At 72.1% G+C, this 16,381-nt stretch carries 12 protein-coding genes and 1 riboswitch; of the genes, 4 read left to right on the forward strand and 8 right to left on the reverse strand.

Annotation, left to right across the window (positions count from 1 at the left end):
• The first annotated feature begins 90 nt into the window (after positions 1 to 90).
• On the forward strand, positions 91 to 372 hold the full coding sequence (locus tag ABZ135_RS03520) for an HPr family phosphocarrier protein (protein ID WP_046910823.1): 282 nt from the start codon (positions 91 to 93) through the stop codon (positions 370 to 372).
• A gap of 157 nt (positions 373 to 529) precedes the next feature.
• On the opposite strand, the gene ABZ135_RS03525 is transcribed toward ABZ135_RS03520, so the two are convergent.
• The 4 genes from ABZ135_RS03525 to ABZ135_RS03540 all read right to left on the reverse strand — a co-directional run bounded on the left by ABZ135_RS03525 (position 530) and on the right by ABZ135_RS03540 (position 5,275).
• A complete protein-coding gene (locus tag ABZ135_RS03525; RefSeq protein WP_356691314.1) occupies positions 530 to 1,213 on the reverse strand; it encodes a GntR family transcriptional regulator in 684 nt (227 codons plus the stop codon).
• Positions 1,214 to 1,383: 170 nt separating this feature from the next.
• Positions 1,384 to 2,154, reverse strand: coding sequence for a M23 family metallopeptidase (locus ABZ135_RS03530; RefSeq protein ID WP_356691316.1), 771 nt, complete (start codon positions 2,152 to 2,154; stop codon positions 1,384 to 1,386).
• A gap of 12 nt (positions 2,155 to 2,166) precedes the next feature.
• Positions 2,167 to 2,332: riboswitch (cyclic di-AMP (ydaO/yuaA leader) on the reverse strand.
• Positions 2,333 to 2,534: 202 nt separating this feature from the next.
• Positions 2,535 to 3,902 carry a pitrilysin family protein gene (locus ABZ135_RS03535; protein ID WP_356691477.1) on the reverse strand — a complete coding sequence of 456 codons (1,368 nt, stop codon included), beginning with the start codon at positions 3,900 to 3,902 and terminating at the stop codon, positions 2,535 to 2,537.
• A gap of 26 nt (positions 3,903 to 3,928) precedes the next feature.
• Positions 3,929 to 5,275: a pitrilysin family protein gene (locus ABZ135_RS03540; RefSeq protein WP_356691318.1), complete on the reverse strand. Its 1,347-nt coding sequence runs from the start codon at positions 5,273 to 5,275 to the stop codon at positions 3,929 to 3,931.
• Between the two features lie 181 nt (positions 5,276 to 5,456).
• Between ABZ135_RS03540 and ABZ135_RS03545 the strand changes: the two genes are divergently transcribed.
• A complete protein-coding gene (locus ABZ135_RS03545) occupies positions 5,457 to 7,913 on the forward strand; it encodes a DNA topoisomerase IV subunit A (protein WP_356691320.1) in 2,457 nt (818 codons plus the stop codon).
• Between the two features lie 115 nt (positions 7,914 to 8,028).
• Here ABZ135_RS03545 and ABZ135_RS03550 read toward each other — a convergent pair whose 3' ends face one another.
• Positions 8,029 to 9,087: a GTP-binding protein gene (locus ABZ135_RS03550; protein ID WP_356691322.1), complete on the reverse strand. Its 1,059-nt coding sequence runs from the start codon at positions 9,085 to 9,087 to the stop codon at positions 8,029 to 8,031.
• Positions 9,088 to 9,241: 154 nt separating this feature from the next.
• Here ABZ135_RS03550 and ABZ135_RS03555 point away from each other — a divergent pair, with 154 nt between their 5' ends.
• A complete protein-coding gene (locus ABZ135_RS03555) occupies positions 9,242 to 10,927 on the forward strand; it encodes a sensor histidine kinase (protein ID WP_356691324.1) in 1,686 nt (561 codons plus the stop codon).
• Positions 10,924 to 11,616, forward strand: coding sequence for a response regulator (locus ABZ135_RS03560; RefSeq protein WP_356691326.1), 693 nt, complete (start codon positions 10,924 to 10,926; stop codon positions 11,614 to 11,616). The genes ABZ135_RS03555 and ABZ135_RS03560 overlap by 4 nt, the downstream gene beginning before the upstream one ends.
• 56 nt (positions 11,617 to 11,672) lie before the next feature.
• Here the strand turns inward: ABZ135_RS03560 and ABZ135_RS03565 are convergent, their stop codons facing one another.
• The 3 genes from ABZ135_RS03565 to ABZ135_RS03575 form a co-directional block, all read right to left on the reverse strand.
• Entirely contained in the window at positions 11,673 to 13,265 is a 1,593-nt protein-coding gene (locus ABZ135_RS03565) for a cation acetate symporter (RefSeq protein WP_356691328.1), read from the reverse strand.
• Positions 13,262 to 13,831 (reverse strand): DUF485 domain-containing protein, encoded by a 570-nt coding sequence (locus tag ABZ135_RS03570; RefSeq protein ID WP_356691330.1) that lies wholly within the window; start codon positions 13,829 to 13,831, stop codon positions 13,262 to 13,264. Before ABZ135_RS03570 ends, ABZ135_RS03565 begins: the two co-directional genes overlap by 4 nt.
• 142 nt (positions 13,832 to 13,973) lie before the next feature.
• On the reverse strand, positions 13,974 to 16,091 hold the full coding sequence (locus tag ABZ135_RS03575; RefSeq protein WP_356691332.1) for a DNA topoisomerase IV subunit B: 2,118 nt from the start codon (positions 16,089 to 16,091) through the stop codon (positions 13,974 to 13,976).
• Positions 16,092 to 16,381: the final 290 nt, after the last annotated feature.

The raw sequence follows: 16,381 nt of genomic DNA on the forward strand, positions 1-16,381 counted from the left end.
TCCCGCCGGGGCCGCAGGTCGGTACGAGAGCATGTCGCCACCCGTGAGAGACTGGTCTAGACAACCGCTGAAAGTTGAAGGGCAACCACCATGGCTGAGCGCCGCGTCAACGTCGGCTGGGCCGAGGGCCTGCACGCCCGCCCCGCCTCCATCTTCGTCCGTGCCGCCACGGCCGCCGGCGTCCCCGTGACGATCGCCAAGGCCGACGGCAACCCGGTCAACGCCGCGTCCATGCTCGCGGTGCTCGGCCTGGGTGCCCAGGGCGGCGAGGAGATCGTGCTCGCCTCGGACGCCGACGGCGCCGAGGCCGCGCTCGACCGCCTGGCGAAGCTGGTCGCCGAGGGTCTCGAGGAGCTCCCCGAGACCGTCTGACCCGTCTCCTCCCCGACGACGGTTCGACAAGAAGCCGGGCCCGACGGAATTCCGTCGGGCCCGGCTTCTTTTGTGCGCGGAATTCGGCGGGCACCGGAATTCGGGCAGCATGAACAGCGCCCCGGAATTCCCCCACCCTTTATATACGGCGCCCGTGTTAATTCCGCCGGCCCGCGATGTTGACGACATGTTGCGAAACCCTCACAGGCGCCCGCTCCGGCCGTTTCAGCCGGTGCAGCGGCAGCGCGTGCTCCACGTGCAGCGCGGTCAGGGCCCGGGCCCGTTCGGCGTCCCCGCGCGCCACGGCGTCGACGATCGCCCCGCGCTCGGCCCACGCCTCCACGGGCCGATCGGCCGGCTCGACCACGTACATCCAGGCGATCTTGTGCCGCAGTTGGGTGAGCAGCGCCGTGAGCTGCGGGCTCCCGGATGCCTGCGCCAGGGTCTCGTGGAACCAGCCGCCGAGCGCGGCCAGGTCCTCGCCCCGGCCCCGCCTGGCCCGCTCCTGGCCCAGCCTGACCAGGCCGCGCAGCACCTTGAGGTGGGCGTCGGTGCGCCGCTGGGCGGCCCGGGCGGCGCCCAGCGGTTCCAGCAGCGACCGCATCTCGAGCAGATCGGCCGCCTCCTGCTCGGTGGGCTCGGCGACCTGGGCGCCGGCGTGGCGGCGGGTGACGACGAAGCCCTCGGACTCCAGCGTGCGCAGGGCCTCGCGGACCGGGACCCGGGAGACCCCGTAGCGGCGGGCGAGCTGCTCCTCCGTCAGCCGGGCGCCCCGCTCGAACACCCCGGAGACGATGTCGTCCCGGATCGCCGTGCATACCGAGTGCGCGGGAATGCGCATGTCCGACCTCCCCTGTGATCCGCGCGAAACCCCATTCGAGCGGCGCTTGTCCGGCGACTCTATTGCAGGACGCCGGAATTTCCGATGCCGCCCGGCAATTCGGGGAACGAAAAGGCCCCGGCTCGCAGGAGCCGGGGCCTTTTCCCGTCGCGTGAGCGGGGTCCGTCGGGTCAGACGTCGACGCCGCGGGCGCGGAGGTAGGAGAGGGGGTTGATGTCCGAGCCGTACTCGGCGCTGGTGCGCGCCTCGAAGTGGAGGTGCGGGCCGGTGGAGTTGCCGGAGGAGCCGGAGATGCCGATCTGCTCGCCGGGGGTGACCTTCTGGCCGACGTAGACGCTGATCGCGGAGAGGTGGCCGTACTGGGTGTACGTGCCGTCGTGCATCCGGATGACGATGTTGTTGCCGTACGCGCCGCCCCAGCCGGCCTCGACGACGGTGCCGGAGCCGACGGAGACGACCTTGCTGCCGTAGGAGGCGTGGAAGTCGATGCCGGAGTGGCTGCCGGAGGACCAGAGCGAGCCACCGGTCTTGTAGCCGGTGGACACGTACGTGCCGGCGACGGGGAGCTGGAAGGAGTTCAGGCGCTTGCGCTCGGCCTCGCGGGCGGCGCGCTCCTTGGCGGCGCGGACCTCCTTGGCGCGGGCCTCGGCCTTGCGCTTCGCCTCGGCGGCGGCCTTGGCGCGGGCGGCGGCCTCGTAGGCTTCCTTCTCCTGCGCAGCGGCCTGGGCGTCGACCCGCTCGGCGAGGGACTCCTCGGTGATCACCTGGGTGAGGCCGGTGTCCTCGGGAGAGGGTTCCTCCGTGTCGGCGGCGAACGCCGGGGAGGCGAGGGTGCCGATGACGCCGGTGGTGGCGAGGGTCGCCACGCCGACGAGGCCGGCGTTGCGGCGCGCCATGCGGCTCGGACCACGATGCTTCCCGGTGGCACGGGTGAACGCCATGTAGTGGCTGATCCTTTCCTTCCCTCTCGCCTACCGGGTTAGCTGACGGGTTCGGAGCAGGAAGGTCTCCTACGGGCCCCTCCGCGCGGAGCGAAGGCGTCCGATTCACCCCAGGGACTGCGTGCGGGTCCCCGGCTCCCCAGGCTCGCGCCTTACGGGGACTCGGCGATGACTGTCCGTTGCCGCGGATGCGGCGTGGTGCAACGGCCGGACAGCCGGGTCGACGCTAGGCCGATCTTCAGTCGATCGGCAAACAGACTCGGGTGTTTGTAAGACATGCCACAGGGCATTCAGGCATCCTTGACGACAATACGGACATACGACAGGACCCCGGCGAACCAGGTCGCCGGGGTCCTTCGTCGTCCGTGACGTCGGCTCAATCAGCCGGTGACGACGGTCACTTCACCGATGCCGAGCGCCCGCACCGGCTCCGCGATCTTCGACGCGTCACCGACGAGCACGGTCACGAGCCGGTCCACCGGGAAGGCGTTGACCACGGCCGCGGTCGCCTCGACGGTGCCCGTCTCGGCCAGCCGCGCGTACAACCGGGCCTGGTAGTCGTCCGGGAGGTGCTGCTCGACCTGGTCGGCGAGCGTGCCCGCGACGGAGGCGGCCGTCTCGTACTTGAGCGGGGCGACGCCCACCAGGTTCTGCACCGCCACGTCCCGCTCGGCGTCGGTCAGACCCTCGGCGGCGAGGGTGCGCAGCACCTTCCAGAGGTCCTCGAGCGCCGGGCCGGTGTTGGGCGTGTCGACCGAGCCGCTGATGGCGAGCATCGAGGCGCCGTTGCCCTTGCCGTCGGACCGCAGCACCTGGCCGAAGGCCCGCACGCCGTACGTGTATCCCTTCTCCTCGCGCAGGACGCGGTCCAGGCGGGAGGTGAGGGTGCCGCCGAGGCAGTACGTGCCGAGCACCTGGGCCGGCCAGACGCGGTCATGGCGGTCGGCGCCGACGCGGCCGATGAGCAGTTGCGTCTGGACGGCGCCGGGGCGGTCCACGATGACGACCCGGCCGGTGTCGTCGGCCGTGATGGGCGGCATGGGGCGGGGCGCGGCCGGAGCGCCGGTCCAGGCGCCGAGCGTCTCGTCAAGCACCTTGTCCAGGTCGACGCCGGTGAGGTCGCCGACGACCACGGCGGTGGCCGCGGCCGGCCGGACGTGGGCGTCGAAGAAGCCGCGGACGGCGGCGGCGTCGATCGCGCCGACGGTCTCCTCGGTGCCCTGGCGGGGCCGGGACATCCGGGCGGAGGCCGGGAACAGCTCCTTGGAGAGCTGCTTGGCGGCCCGGCGGGCCGGGTTGGCCGTCTCGTGGGGGATCTCGTCGAGGCGGTTGCGCACCAGACGCTCGATCTCGGTCTCGGCGAAGGCCGGGGCGATCAGGGCCTCGGAGAGCAGGCCGAGCGCCTTGGGCAGCCGGGAGACCGGGACCTCCAGGGAGACGCGTACGCCGGGGTGGTCGGCGTGCGCGTCGAGGGTGGCGCCGCAGCGCTCCAGCTCGGCGGCGAACTCCTCCGCGCTGTGCTGGTCGGTGCCTTCGGAAAGCGCCCGCGCCATGATCGTGGCGACGCCGTCCAGGCCCTCGGGCTCGGCGTCCAGCGGGGCGTCGAGGAAGATCTCGACGGCCACCACCTGCTGGCCGGGGCGGTGGCAGCGCAGCACGGTCAGGCCGTTGTCGAGCGCGCCGCGCTCCGGGGCGGGGAACGCCCAGGGCTTGGCCTCGCCCGGCCGGGGCTGCGGGTGGAAGGTCATGCTCGTCAAAGACGCGGCAGCGTCGGTCACTGGTCCGCTCCCTCTTCCTCGTCGCTGTCGCTCTGTTCGCCGGCCACCGGCTCGTAGACCAGGACGGCGCGGTTGTCCGGGCGCAGCCGGGCCGCGGCGACCTCCCGCACCTCCTCGGCGGTGACGTCGAGGACCCGGTTCACGGCCGTCAGGGCGAGCTGCGGGTCGCCGAACAGCACCGCGTACCGGCACAGTTCGTCGGCGCGGCCGGCGACCGTGCCGAGCCGGTCCAGCCACTCGCGCTCCAACTGGGCCTGGGCGCGCTCCATCTCCTCGGGCGTCGGGCCCTCGGCCGCGAAGCGGGCGAGCTCCTCGTCGACGGCCGCCTCGATCCGCGGCACCTCGACGCCGCCGGAGGTCTTGACGTCCAGCCAGCCCAGCGAGGGCGCGCCGGCGAGCCGCAGCAGGCCGAAACCGGCGGCGACGGCCGTGCGGTCACGGCGGACCAGCCGGTTGTGGAGCCGGGAGGACTCGCCGCCGCCGAGGACGGTCAGGGCGAGGTCGGCCGCGTCGCACGCGCGCGTGCCGTCGTGCGGCAGCCGGTAGGCGGCCATCAGCGCACGCGCCGGGACCTCCTCCTCGACGACCTCGCGGAGCTGCTCGCCGATGACGTCGGGCAGCGAGCCGTCGCGCGGCTCGGGCTTGCCGTCGTGGCCGGGGATGGAGCCGAAGTACTTCTCCACCCAGGCGAGGGTCTGCTGCGGGTCGATGTCGCCGACGACCGAGAGCACCGCGTTGTTCGGCGCGTAGTAGGTGCGGAAGAAGTTCCGGGCGTCTTCCAGGGTGGCGGCGTCCAGGTCGGCCATCGAGCCGATCGGGGTGTGGTGGTACGGGTGGCCTTCCGGGTACGCGAGGGCGGTCAGCCGCTCGAAGGCGGTGCCGTACGGCACGTTGTCGTAGCGCTGGCGGCGCTCGTTCTTGACGACGTCCCGCTGGTTCTCCATGGACTCGTCGTCCAGGGCCGCGAGCAGCGAGCCCATGCGGTCGGCCTCCAGCCAGAGCGCCAGCTCGAGCTGGTGGGCGGGCATGGTCTCGAAGTAGTTGGTGCGCTCGAAGCTCGTCGTGCCGTTGAGCGAGCCTCCGGCGCCCTGCACCAGCTCGAAGTGACCGTTGCCGTGGACCTGCTTCGAGCCCTGGAACATCAGGTGCTCGAAGAGGTGGGCGAGGCCGGTGCGGCCCTTCACCTCGTGGCGCGAGCCGACGTCGTACCAGAGGCAGACCGCGGCGACCGGGGTCAGGTGGTCCTCGGAGAGCACCACGCGCAGGCCGTTGGCCAGCCGGTGCTCGGTCGCTGTCAGGCCGCCGGAGCCGGTCTCGGCCGTGGCCGTGTGACCCATGGGCATGTACGTCCCTTCGATCGCGATGTGAAAAAGTCCTGCCACTGTATGCAAGCGCGCCGACACCTGGCGAAGTTCCCGGCCGTATCGGATGTCCCTCTTCCGGGTCGCGGTCGGCGTTGTCGGTGGCACGGTCCACAATGGTCCGCGTCAGATCAACCATGTTGGTGAAGGAGCCGCAGCCGCGATGGCCCGCCGCAGCACGAAGACACCGCCGCCGGACGACGCGTTCGAGGAGCGAATCCTCGACATCGACGTCGTTGACGAGATGCAGGGCTCCTTCCTCGAGTACGCGTACTCGGTCATCTACTCCCGCGCGCTGCCCGACGCCCGCGACGGCATGAAGCCCGTGCAGCGGCGCATCGTCTACCAGATGAACGAGATGGGGCTGCGGCCCGACCGCGGCTTCGTGAAGTGCGCCCGCGTCGTCGGCGAGGTCATGGGCAAGCTGCACCCGCACGGCGACGCGTCGATCTACGACGCGATGGTCCGCATGGCGCAGCCCTTCTCCATGCGCGTGCCGCTCGTCGACGGCCACGGCAACTTCGGCTCGCTCGGCAACGACGACCCGCCGGCCGCCATGCGGTACACGGAGTCGCGGATGGCCCCGGCCGCGCTGCTCATGACGGAGTCCATCGACGAGGACACCGTGGACTTCGCGCCGAACTACGACGGCCAGGAGCAGGAGCCGGTCGCGCTCCCCGCCGCGTATCCGAACCTGCTGGTCAACGGCGCGTCCGGGATCGCGGTCGGCATGGCGACCAACATGCCCCCGCACAACCTGGGCGAGGTCGTCGCGGCGGCCCGCCACCTGATCCGGCACCCGAACGCGGACCTGGAGGCGCTGATGCGCTTCGTGCCGGGTCCCGACCTGCCCACGGGCGGCCGGATCGTCGGCCTGTCCGGCATCAAGGACGCGTACGAGACGGGCCGCGGCACCTTCAAGATCCGCGCGACCGCCACCGTGGAGAACGTGACGGCGCGCCGCAAGGGCATCGTCGTCACGGAACTGCCCTTCACGGTCGGTCCCGAGAAGGTCATCTCCAAGATCAAGGACCTGGTCAACGCCAAGAAGCTCCAGGGCATCGCCGACGTCAAGGACCTCACCGACCGCAACCACGGCCTGCGCCTGGTCATCGAGGTGAAGAACGGCTTCGTGCCGGAGGCGGTCCTGGAGCAGCTCTACAAGCTGACGCCGATGGAGGAGTCCTTCGGCATCAACAACGTGGCGCTGGTCGACGGCCAGCCGCTCACCCTCGGTCTGAAGGAGCTCCTGGAGGTCTATCTCGACCACCGCTTCGACGTCGTCCGGCGGCGCTCCGAGTTCCGCCGGACCAAGAAGCGCGACCGGCTCCACCTGGTGGAGGGCCTGCTCGTCGCGCTGCTCGACATCGACGAGGTCATCCGGCTGATCCGGCAGAGCGAGAACTCGGCGGAGGCCAAGGAGCGCCTGATGGAGCGCTTCTCGCTGAGCGAGATCCAGACGCAGTACATCCTGGACACCCCACTGCGCCGGCTCACCAAGTTCGACCGGATCGAGCTGGAGAGCGAGCGCGACCGGCTCAACGGCGAGATCGACGAGCTGACCGGGATCCTGGAGTCCGACGCGGAGCTGCGCAAGCTGGTCTCGGCGGAGCTCGCGGCGGTCGCGAAGAAGTTCGCCACCGAGCGGCGCACGGTCCTGCTGGAGTCGGCGGGCGCCCCGGTGTCGGCCGTCTCCCTGGAGGTCGCGGACGACCCCTGCCGGGTGCTGCTGTCCTCGACCGGACTGCTGGCCCGCACGGTGACCGAGCAACTGCCGGCCGTGCAGGACGGCAAGCGCGCCAAGCACGACGTGATCGTCTCGACGGTCGCGGCGACCCAGCGCGGTGACATCGGCGTGGTGACCTCGGCCGGCCGGCTGCTGCGGATCGCGGTCATCGACCTGCCGCAGCTCCCCGACACGGCGAGCGCGCCCACGCTGGCGGGCGGCGCGCCGCTGGCCGAGTTCGTGTCCCTGGAGCCGGACGAGACGGTGGTCTGCCTGACGACGCTGGAGGAGGCATCGCCCGGCCTGGCCCTCGGCACGCTCCAGGGTGTGGTCAAGCGCGTGGTGCCCGACTATCCGGCGAACAAGGACGAGCTGGAGGTCATCACCCTCAAGGAGGGCGACCGGATCGTCGGCGCCACCGAGCTGCGCACGGGTGAGGAGGACCTCGTCTTCATCACCTCGGACGCCCAGTTGCTGCGCTATCCGGCCTCCCAGGTGCGGCCGCAGGGCCGTCCCGCGGGCGGCATGGCCGGCATCAAGCTGTCGGCGGGCGCCGAGGTGATCTCGTTCACCGCGGTGGACCCGGCGGCGGACGCCGCCGTGTTCACGGTGGCGGGATCCTCCGGCACGCTCACCGGCGCGGCACCGACCTCCGCCAAGCTCACCCCGTTCGACCAGTACCCGCGCAAGGGCCGTGCCACCGGCGGCGTCCGCTGCCAGCGCTTCCTGAAGGGCGAGGACGTCCTGCTCCTGGCCTGGGCGGGGCCGACCCCGGCCCGCGCCGCCCAGAAGAACGGCACCCCGGTCGACCTGCCGGAGCCCGACCCGCGCCGCGACGGCTCGGGCACCCCGCTGGCCAAGCCGGTGGACGTGGTGGCCGGACCGCTCGGCTGACCGGCCGGCTCCGGCTGCGTACGGGGTTCCGTACGAAGGCTCGGATCCGGTACGAGGACGCCCCCCGGTCCACGCGTCGGCGCGGACCGGGGGGCGTCGGCGTACGCACGCCCGCTCAGGAGGCGGCGGCGTCCGGCTCGTCCTCGGTGCCGGGCACGTACCGCAGCACGCCCCACATGCTGGTCTCGTCGGGAAGGTCCCCGGGGCCGTTCTGCTCGCAGGCGGCGAGCTCCTTGCGCAGCGCGGCGGCGTCGACACCGGTGCCGATGAGCACGAGCTGGGTCAGCCGGGGCTCGCCCTCGGGCCAGGGCTCGGGCGAGAAGCGCAGGAAGCGGCCGACCGCGTGGACGCCGTAGCGGTTGGCCGGGTCGGCGGTGCCGAAGTCGACGAAGCCCTTGATGCGGTAGAGGCCCTCGGGGCGCGAGTCGAGGAAGGCCATCAGGCGGCGCGGGTGCAGCGGGGTCGAGGCCGTCAGCGAGACGGTCTCGTAGGCCGCGTGCGGGTGGGCGTCGTCCCCGTCCTCGGAGCCGTACAGGATGTCCTCGATCGACATCTGGCCGGTGATCTCGCCCTCGGGCACGACCCGGTCGAAGAGCAGCTCGGGGTCGACGCGGCCCTGGACGGCCTCGACCACGGCCGCCCGTCCGGCGAGGCCGGTGACCGTCTCCCGTACGGTACGGAGCTCCTCGGGCGAGACGCGGTCGGCCTTGTTGACGACGACGAGGTCCGCGGCGGCGAGGTGGCGGTCGGTCTCCGGGTGGCGGGCACGGGTGCCCGCGAACTCGGCGGCGTCGACCACCTCGACCAGTCCGCCGTAGACGATCCGCTCGTTGTCGCTGGCCAGCACCATGCGGACCAGCTCCTGCGGCTCGGCGAGGCCGCTGGCCTCGATCACGATCACGTCCAGGCGGAGCTCGGGGCGGGTCAGCACCTCCAGATACTCGTCCAGCTCGCTCGCGTCGACGGCGCAGCACAGGCAGCCATTGCCGAGGGAGACGGTGGAGCCGACCTGCCCGGCGACGGTCATGGCGTCGATGCCGATGTCGCCGAAGTCGTTGACCATGACCCCGATCCGCGTCCCGCGCGCGCTGCGCAGCAGATGGTTGAGCAGGGTCGTCTTCCCCGCCCCGAGAAACCCGGCGAGGACGACGACGGGGATCTGCTGGGTGGTCAAGGGTCATGCCTCCTGGCCGTCGGTGCGTGCGGGCGGTGCCCGCTCGGGCGAAGCCCCAGGATAGGCAGGCCCTCGCCGGGATCCCGGAACCGGCGGTCCGGTGCGCGGCGGGAGCATTTCCGGTCGGCGCCCCCGTCCCCGTACCGTTTCCGCCATGAGCCCCGCACCCTCCTCCTCCGCGCGGCCACCCGTCCGCCGGCGCAGGTTCGGGTGGCCCCAGCGGGTGTTCTCGCAGGTCCTGCTGATGCAGCTCGCCATCGCGACCGGGGTGACGGTGCTCGCCACGGGCCTGTTCCTGGCCCCGCTCAGCGCCCAGCTCGACGACCAGGCCATGCGCCGGGCCCTCGCCATCGCGCAGACCACCGCCTCGCCGCGGATCGCCGCCGAGGTGCGGACCACCCGGCCGTCGGCCGCGGGGCCGGTGCAGACGGAGGCGGAGCGGATCCGGCGGTCCACGGGGGCCGAGTACGTGGTCGTGATGGACACCCGGGGCGTCCGCTGGTCCCACACCGACCCCGCCCGGATCGGCAGCGTGGTCTCCACCGACCCCAGCGACGTGCTCGCCGGCCACGAGGTGATGGAGATCGACAGCGGCACCCTGGGCCGCTCCGCCCGGGGCAAGGCGCCGCTGCGGGACGGCCGCGGCGAGATCGTCGGCGCGGTCTCGGTCGGCATCGAGTACGACAGCGTCCGCGACCGGCTCCTCGCCGCGATCCCCGGTCTGCTCCGCTACGCCGGCGGCGCCCTCGCCGCGGGCGCGCTCGCCGCGTATCTGATCTCACGGCGGCTCCAGCGGCAGACCCACGACCTGGCCTTCTCCGACATCTCGGCGCTGCTCGCCGAGCGCGAGGCGATGCTGCACGGCATCCGCGAGGGCGTGGTGGCCCTCGACCGCGGCGGCCGGATCCGGCTGATGAACGACGAGGCCCAGCGGCTGCTCGGACTCGGTCCCGAGGCCACCGGACGTCCGCTCGACGAGGTCCTGGGCACGGGCCGGACGGCCGACGTGCTCGCCGGCCGGGCGACCGGCGAGGACCTGGTGACCGTGCGCGGCAGCCGGGTGCTCATCGCCAACCGGATGCCGACCGACGACGGCGGCGCCGTCGCCACCCTGCGCGACCGCACCGAGCTGGAGCGGCTCGGCCGCGAACTGGACTCGACGCGCGGTCTGATCGACGCCCTGCGCGCGCAGGACCACGAGCACGCCAACCGGATGCACACCCTGCTCGGTCTGCTCGAACTGGAGATGTACGAGGACGCGGCCGCGTTCGTCACCGAGGTGGTCGGTGTGCACCGCGCGACCGCCGAGCAGGTCACCGAGAAGGTCCACGACCCGCTGGTCGCCGCGCTCCTCGTCGGCAAGGCCACCGTCGCCGCCGAGCGGGGCGTCTCCCTGCGCGTCGCGCCCGGCTCGCTGCTCCCGGACCGGCTCGTCGATCCGCGCGAGCTGGTCACGGTGGTCGGCAACCTCGTCGACAACGCCCTGGACGCGGCCTCCGGCAGCCTCCACGCGCGCGTGGAGGTGGCTCTGCGCACCGAGGGCCGGACGGTGGTGCTGCGCGTGGCGGACAGCGGTCCCGGCGTACCCGACGGGCGGCGCGAGCTGATCTTCACCGAGGGCTGGAGCACCAAGGAGCCTCCGGCGCACGGCAAGCGGGGGCTGGGGCTCGCCCTGGTGCGCCGGCTCGCGGAGCGCCGGGGCGGCAGCGCCCGGGTGGGTACGGGCGCGGACGGCGGAGCCGAGTTCACCGTGGTGCTGCCGGAGGCGCTGAGCGAGGCGGACGGCGAGCTCGCCCCCGTGGCCGGGGAGCAACCCGTGGCCGTGGAGGAGGCGCGATGATCGGGGTCCTGGTCGTCGACGACGACGTGCGGGTCGCGCGGGTCAACGCCGCCTATGTGGAGAAGGTGCCGGACTTCCACGTGGTGGGCGTCGCCCACTCGGCGGCCGAGGCCCTGGCCCGACTGGCCGAGGGGGAGCCGCCGGTGGATCTGGTGCTGCTCGACCACTACCTGCCGGACGGCAACGGACTCGGGGTCGTACGGGAGCTGCGCGCCCTCGGCCGGCAGTGCGACGTGATCATGGTGACGGCGGCCCGTGACGTCGCGACCGTGCAGGCGGCGATGCGGCACGGGGCGTTGCAGTACCTGGTGAAGCCGTTCGGCTTCGCCGGGCTGCGCGCCAAGCTGGACGCGTACGCGGCGCTGCGCCGCACCCTCGACGGCGGCGGCGAGGCGGAGCAGGCCGAGGTGGACCGGATCTTCGGGGCGCTGTCGGCCGGGGCGGTGGAGCCGGATCTGCCGAAGGGCCACTCCCCCACCACGGTGGAGCTGGTGCGGCAGGTGCTGCTCGCGGCGGACGGGCCGCTGTCGGCGCAGGAGATCGCCGAGCGGGCCGGGGTGAGCCGGCAGACCGCCCAGCGCTATCTCAAACTCCTGGAGCGGACCGGCCGGGTGCGGCTCTCGCTGAAGTACGGCGAGACGGGCCGCCCCGAGCACCGTTACGTGTGGGTGGCCTCGGCCACGCGCTGATCCGGCGGCCCCGGCGCGACCGGCGGCACGGGCCTCGCCGCCGCCCCCGGTGCTCGTCAGACGGCGCCGGCGCCCGTGAGCGCCCGGACCTCGGTCTCGGCGTGCCGGGCCTCGTCGGGCGGCTCGGGCGAGGTGACGGTCCCGAGCCAGCCCGCGAGGAATCCGAGCGGGATGGACACCAGGCCCGGGTTCTGCAACGGGAAGAGCCGGAAGTCGACGCCGGGGAAGAGGGCTTCGGGAGTGCCGGAGACGACCGGGGAGACGAGCACGAGCAGGACGGCGGGGATCAGACCTCCGTAGACCGACCAGACCGCTCCACGGGTGGTGAACCTCCGCCAGAACAGCGAGTAGAGCAGCACGGGGAGGTTCGCGGAGGCGGCGACCGCGAAGGCGAGGCCGACGAGGAAGGCCACGTTGAGGTCGCGGGCGAGCAGGCCGAGGCCGATGGCGGCCACGCCGATCCCGGCGGCGGCGAGCCGGGCGACGGTCACCTCGCTGTACCGCTTGGCGTGCGGGCGGCGCAGCGAGGCGTAGAGGTCGTGGGCGACGGAGGCGGAGGAGGCGAGCGTGATGCCGGCGACGACGGCCAGGATCGTGGCGAAGGCGACGGCGGCGACGACGGCGAAGAGGACCGTGCCGCCGGTGGAGCCCGCTCCGCCGCCGAGGTCGAGGGCGAGCAGGGGTACGGCGGTGTTGCCGGCGCTGTTGGAGGCGCGGACGGCGTCGGGGCCGACCAGGGCCGCCGCGCCGAAACCGAGCACGATGGTCATCAGGTAGAAGCCGCCGATGAGCCCGATGGCCCAGACGACGGACCGCCGGGCCGCGCGGGCGGTGGGGACGGTGTAGAAGCGCGACAGGATGTGTGGGAGGCCGGCGGTGCCGAGGACGAGGGCGAGACCGAGGCTGACGAAGTCGACCCGGGCGGTCCAGTCGCCGCCGTAGCGCAGTCCGGGGGCGAGGAAGTCGCGGCCGTGACCGCTGCGTTCGGCCGCGGTGGTGAGCAGGTGGCCGAAGTCGCCGTGGAAGCGGATCAGGACGAGCACGGTGAGGGTGATCGTGCCGGCCATGAGGAGCACGGCCTTGACGATCTGGATCCAGGTGGTGGCCCGCATGCCGCCGAGCGACACGTAGACGACCATGAGCGCGCCGACGCCGATCACGGTCCAGGAGCGGGCGGCTTCGCTGGTGCCGCCGAGCAGCAGGGCGACGAGGCTTCCGGCGCCGACCATCTGCGCGACCAGGTAGAGCACGGACACGGTGACGGAGGAGGTGCCGGCGGCGATCCGGACCGGGCGCTCGGCCATCCGCGAGGCGACGACGTCGGCGAGGGTGAAGCGACCGCAGTTGCGGACGAGTTCGGCGACGAGGAGGAGCACGACCAGCCAGGCCACGAGGAAGCCGACGGAGTAGAGCATGCCGTCGTAGCCGAAGAGCGCGATGAGGCCGGAGATGCCCAGGAAGGAGGCGGCGGACATGTAGTCGCCGGCGATGGCGAATCCGTTCTCCATCGGGGAGAAGAGCCGGCCTCCCGCGTAGAACTCCTCGGCCGAGCCGTGCCGGTTGCGGCTGACCCAGGTGGTGATGCCCAGGGTGACCGCGATGAACGCGCTGAACAGCAGCAGCGCGAGGGTCTGGTGGTCTCCGGTCACCGCCGCACCCCCCGGGTCATCTCCTGGGTGTCCCAGCGCAGTTCGAGCGCCGCCCGGTCCCGGCGCAGCCGCGCGTGCCGCGCGTAGGCCCAGGTCAGCAGGAACGTGGTGGCGAACTGGCCGAGTCCGGCGACCATGGCGACGTTGACCGCCCCGGCGACGGGGCGGGCCATGAGGCCGGGGGCGGCGGTCGCCGCGACGACGTAGGCCAGGTACCAGAGGAGGAAGACGAGGGCGGCCGGGAAGACGAAGCGGCGGTAGCGGCGGCGCACCTCCTGGAAGGCGGGGCTGCGCTGGACCTCCAGGTAGATGTCGGCGGTGCTGGGGGCGGCGGCGGGCTGCGGTGCCCGCGCCTGTGCCCCTGTCCGCGCCTGCGTCTGCGCCTGTGCCTGCGTCTGTGCCTGCTGCCGGGGGACGGACCCGGGCGAGGCCGCCGCCGTGCCGTTCGCGTCGGCGCCGTCGGGTGCGTCGTCGGCGTCGTGCTCGCCCCAGCCGGCGGCCAGCTCGTCGTACCAGGGATCGTCGAACCGCACCGCCGCGGCGTCGCGCCCTTCCTGCTTCTCCACCGGTGAACTCTCCTTGTCAGCGAACCGTTTCGGCCGCGTGCCAAGGATGGACAGAGTGGGAAGATCCCGGACTCTTCTCCCGCTCCTCTTCACCCCATTGTGTGAAGAGACCCCCGGCGCCTGTGACGCCGGGGGCGGTGGCTCAGGCGTCGATGCGCGAGCGGTCGAGGGTCGCCGCGGAGCTGGTGATGAACTCCTTGCGGGGCGCCACGTCGTTGCCCATGAGCAGGTCGAAGACCTGCTCGGCCGCCTCCAGGTCGCCGATGTTGATCCGGCGCAGGGTGCGGTGGCGCGGGTCCATGGTGGTCTCGGCCAGTTGGTCGGCGTCCATCTCACCGAGGCCCTTGTAGCGCTGGATGGAGTCCTTGTAGCGGACCCCCTTGCGCTGGAATTCGAGCAGGGTCTGCCGCAGCTCGTTGTCCGAGTACGTGTAGACGTACTTGTCCTGGCCCTTCTTGGGCTGGACCAGCTCGATGCGGTGCAGCGGCGGCACGGCGGCGAAGACGCGGCCCTGCTCGACCATGGGGCGCATGTAGCGCTGGAACAGGGTCAGCAGCAGCGTCCGGATGTGGGAGCCGTCGACGTCGGCGTCGGTCATCATGATGACCTTCCCGTACCGGGCGGCGTCGATGTCGAAGGTGCGGCCCGAGCCCGCTCCTATGACCTGGATGATCGCTCCGCACTCGGCGTTCTTGAGCATGTCCGAGACGGAGGACTTCTGGACGTTGAGGATCTTGCCGCGGATCGGCAGGAGGGCCTGGAACTCGCTGTTGCGGGCGAGCTTGGCGGTGCCGAGCGCGGAGTCTCCCTCGACGATGAAGAGCTCGCTGCGCTCGACGTCGTCGCTGCGGCAGTCGGCGAGCTTGGCCGGCAGCGAGGAGGTCTCCAGGGCCGTCTTCCTGCGCTGCGCCTCCTTGTGCTGCCGGGCCGCGATCCGGGTGCGGGCGGCGGCGACGGCCTTCTCCAGGACGGCGCGGGCCTGGGCCTTGGCGTCGCGCTTGGTGGAGGTCAGGAATGCCTTGAGCTCCCTGGCCACCACGTTGGCGACGATCCGGCGGGCCGCGGAGGTGCCGAGCACCTCCTTGGTCTGGCCCTCGAACTGCGGCTCGGCGAGGCGCACGGTGACGACGGCGGTGAGGCCCTCGAGGGCGTCGTCCTTGACGATGTCGTCCTCGGCCACGCGCAGCAGCTTGGTGGCGCGCAGCACCTCGTTGACCGTCTTGGTGATCGCCTGCTCGAAGCCGGAGACGTGCGTGCCGCCCTTGGGCGTGGCGATGATGTTGACGAAGGAGCGGACCGTGGTGTCGTAACCGGTGCCCCAGCGCAGGGCGACGTCGACGCCGAGCTCGCGGGTGACCTCGGTGGGGGTCATGTGGCCGCGGTCGTCGAGGACCGGGACGGTCTCCTTGAAGGTGCCCTGGCCGGTGAGGCGCAGCACGTCGCAGACGGCCTTGTCCTGGGCGAGGAACTCGCAGAACTCGCTGATGCCGCCGTCGAAGCGGAACGTCTCCTCGCTCTTGCCCACGCCGTCCAGGTCGCGCTCGTCGCGGACGACGATGGTGAGGCCGGGGACGAGGAAGGCGGTCTGGCGGGCGCGCTGGTGCAGCGTCTCCAGGGAGAGCTTGGCGTCCTTGAGGAAGATCTGGCGGTCCGCCCAGTAGCGCACGCGGGTGCCGGTGCGGGTCTTCGGGACGCGCTTGCCCTTCAGGAGGCCGCCGGCCGGGTCGAAGGGGCTGTCGGGGCCCTGCTCGGTGAAGATGCCGGGGACGCCGCGGCGGAAGCTGATGCTGTGCGTGGCGCCGTTGCGGTCGACCTCGACGTCGAGGCGGGCCGAGAGCGCGTTCACCACGGAGGCGCCGACGCCGTGCAGACCGCCGGAGGCCGCGTAGGAGCCGCCGCCGAACTTTCCACCGGCGTGGAGCTTGGTCATGACGACCTCGACGCCGGAGAGCCCGGTCTTGGGCTCGACGTCGACCGGGATGCCTCGGCCGTTGTCGCGGACCTCGACGGAGCCGTCGTCGTGGAGGATGACGTCGATGTGGTCGCAGTAGCCGCCGAGGGCCTCGTCGACGGAGTTGTCGATGATCTCCCAGAGGCAGTGCATCAGGCCGCGGCTGTCGGTGGACCCGATGTACATGCCGGGGCGCTTGCGGACGGCTTCGAGCCCTTCGAGGACGAGCAGGTGCCGCGCGGTGTAGTTGGAACCGTCACGGTCTGCGGTCAGCAGCGCACTGGACGGCACGGACGTCTCGGCGGTCACGCGGTTCGCTCCTCGCTGAATTTGAAAACTGGCCCGGTGGGGTAAGGCCCGGCGTCGGTCACCGGTCAGAGGGTACCGATGCCTGGTAGAGCCGTTGTCACGCCACCCACCTGATTCCTCATGCTAGTCCAGAGTCGTATGGGTGTTCGATCCCTCGATGGGGTGACGTGAACATCACGTTCCCTTCCAGGCATGAACCATTTAGGGTTCGGGCACGTCCTCATGAACAACCGGCAACCCGCCGGAGGGACTCAACCACACACAGCAATGCGAAACCCGTAGAGCGAAGC

The organism is Streptomyces sp. NPDC006339 (assembly GCF_040612775.1).
In the GTDB taxonomy this organism is placed as follows: domain Bacteria; phylum Actinomycetota; class Actinomycetes; order Streptomycetales; family Streptomycetaceae; genus Streptomyces.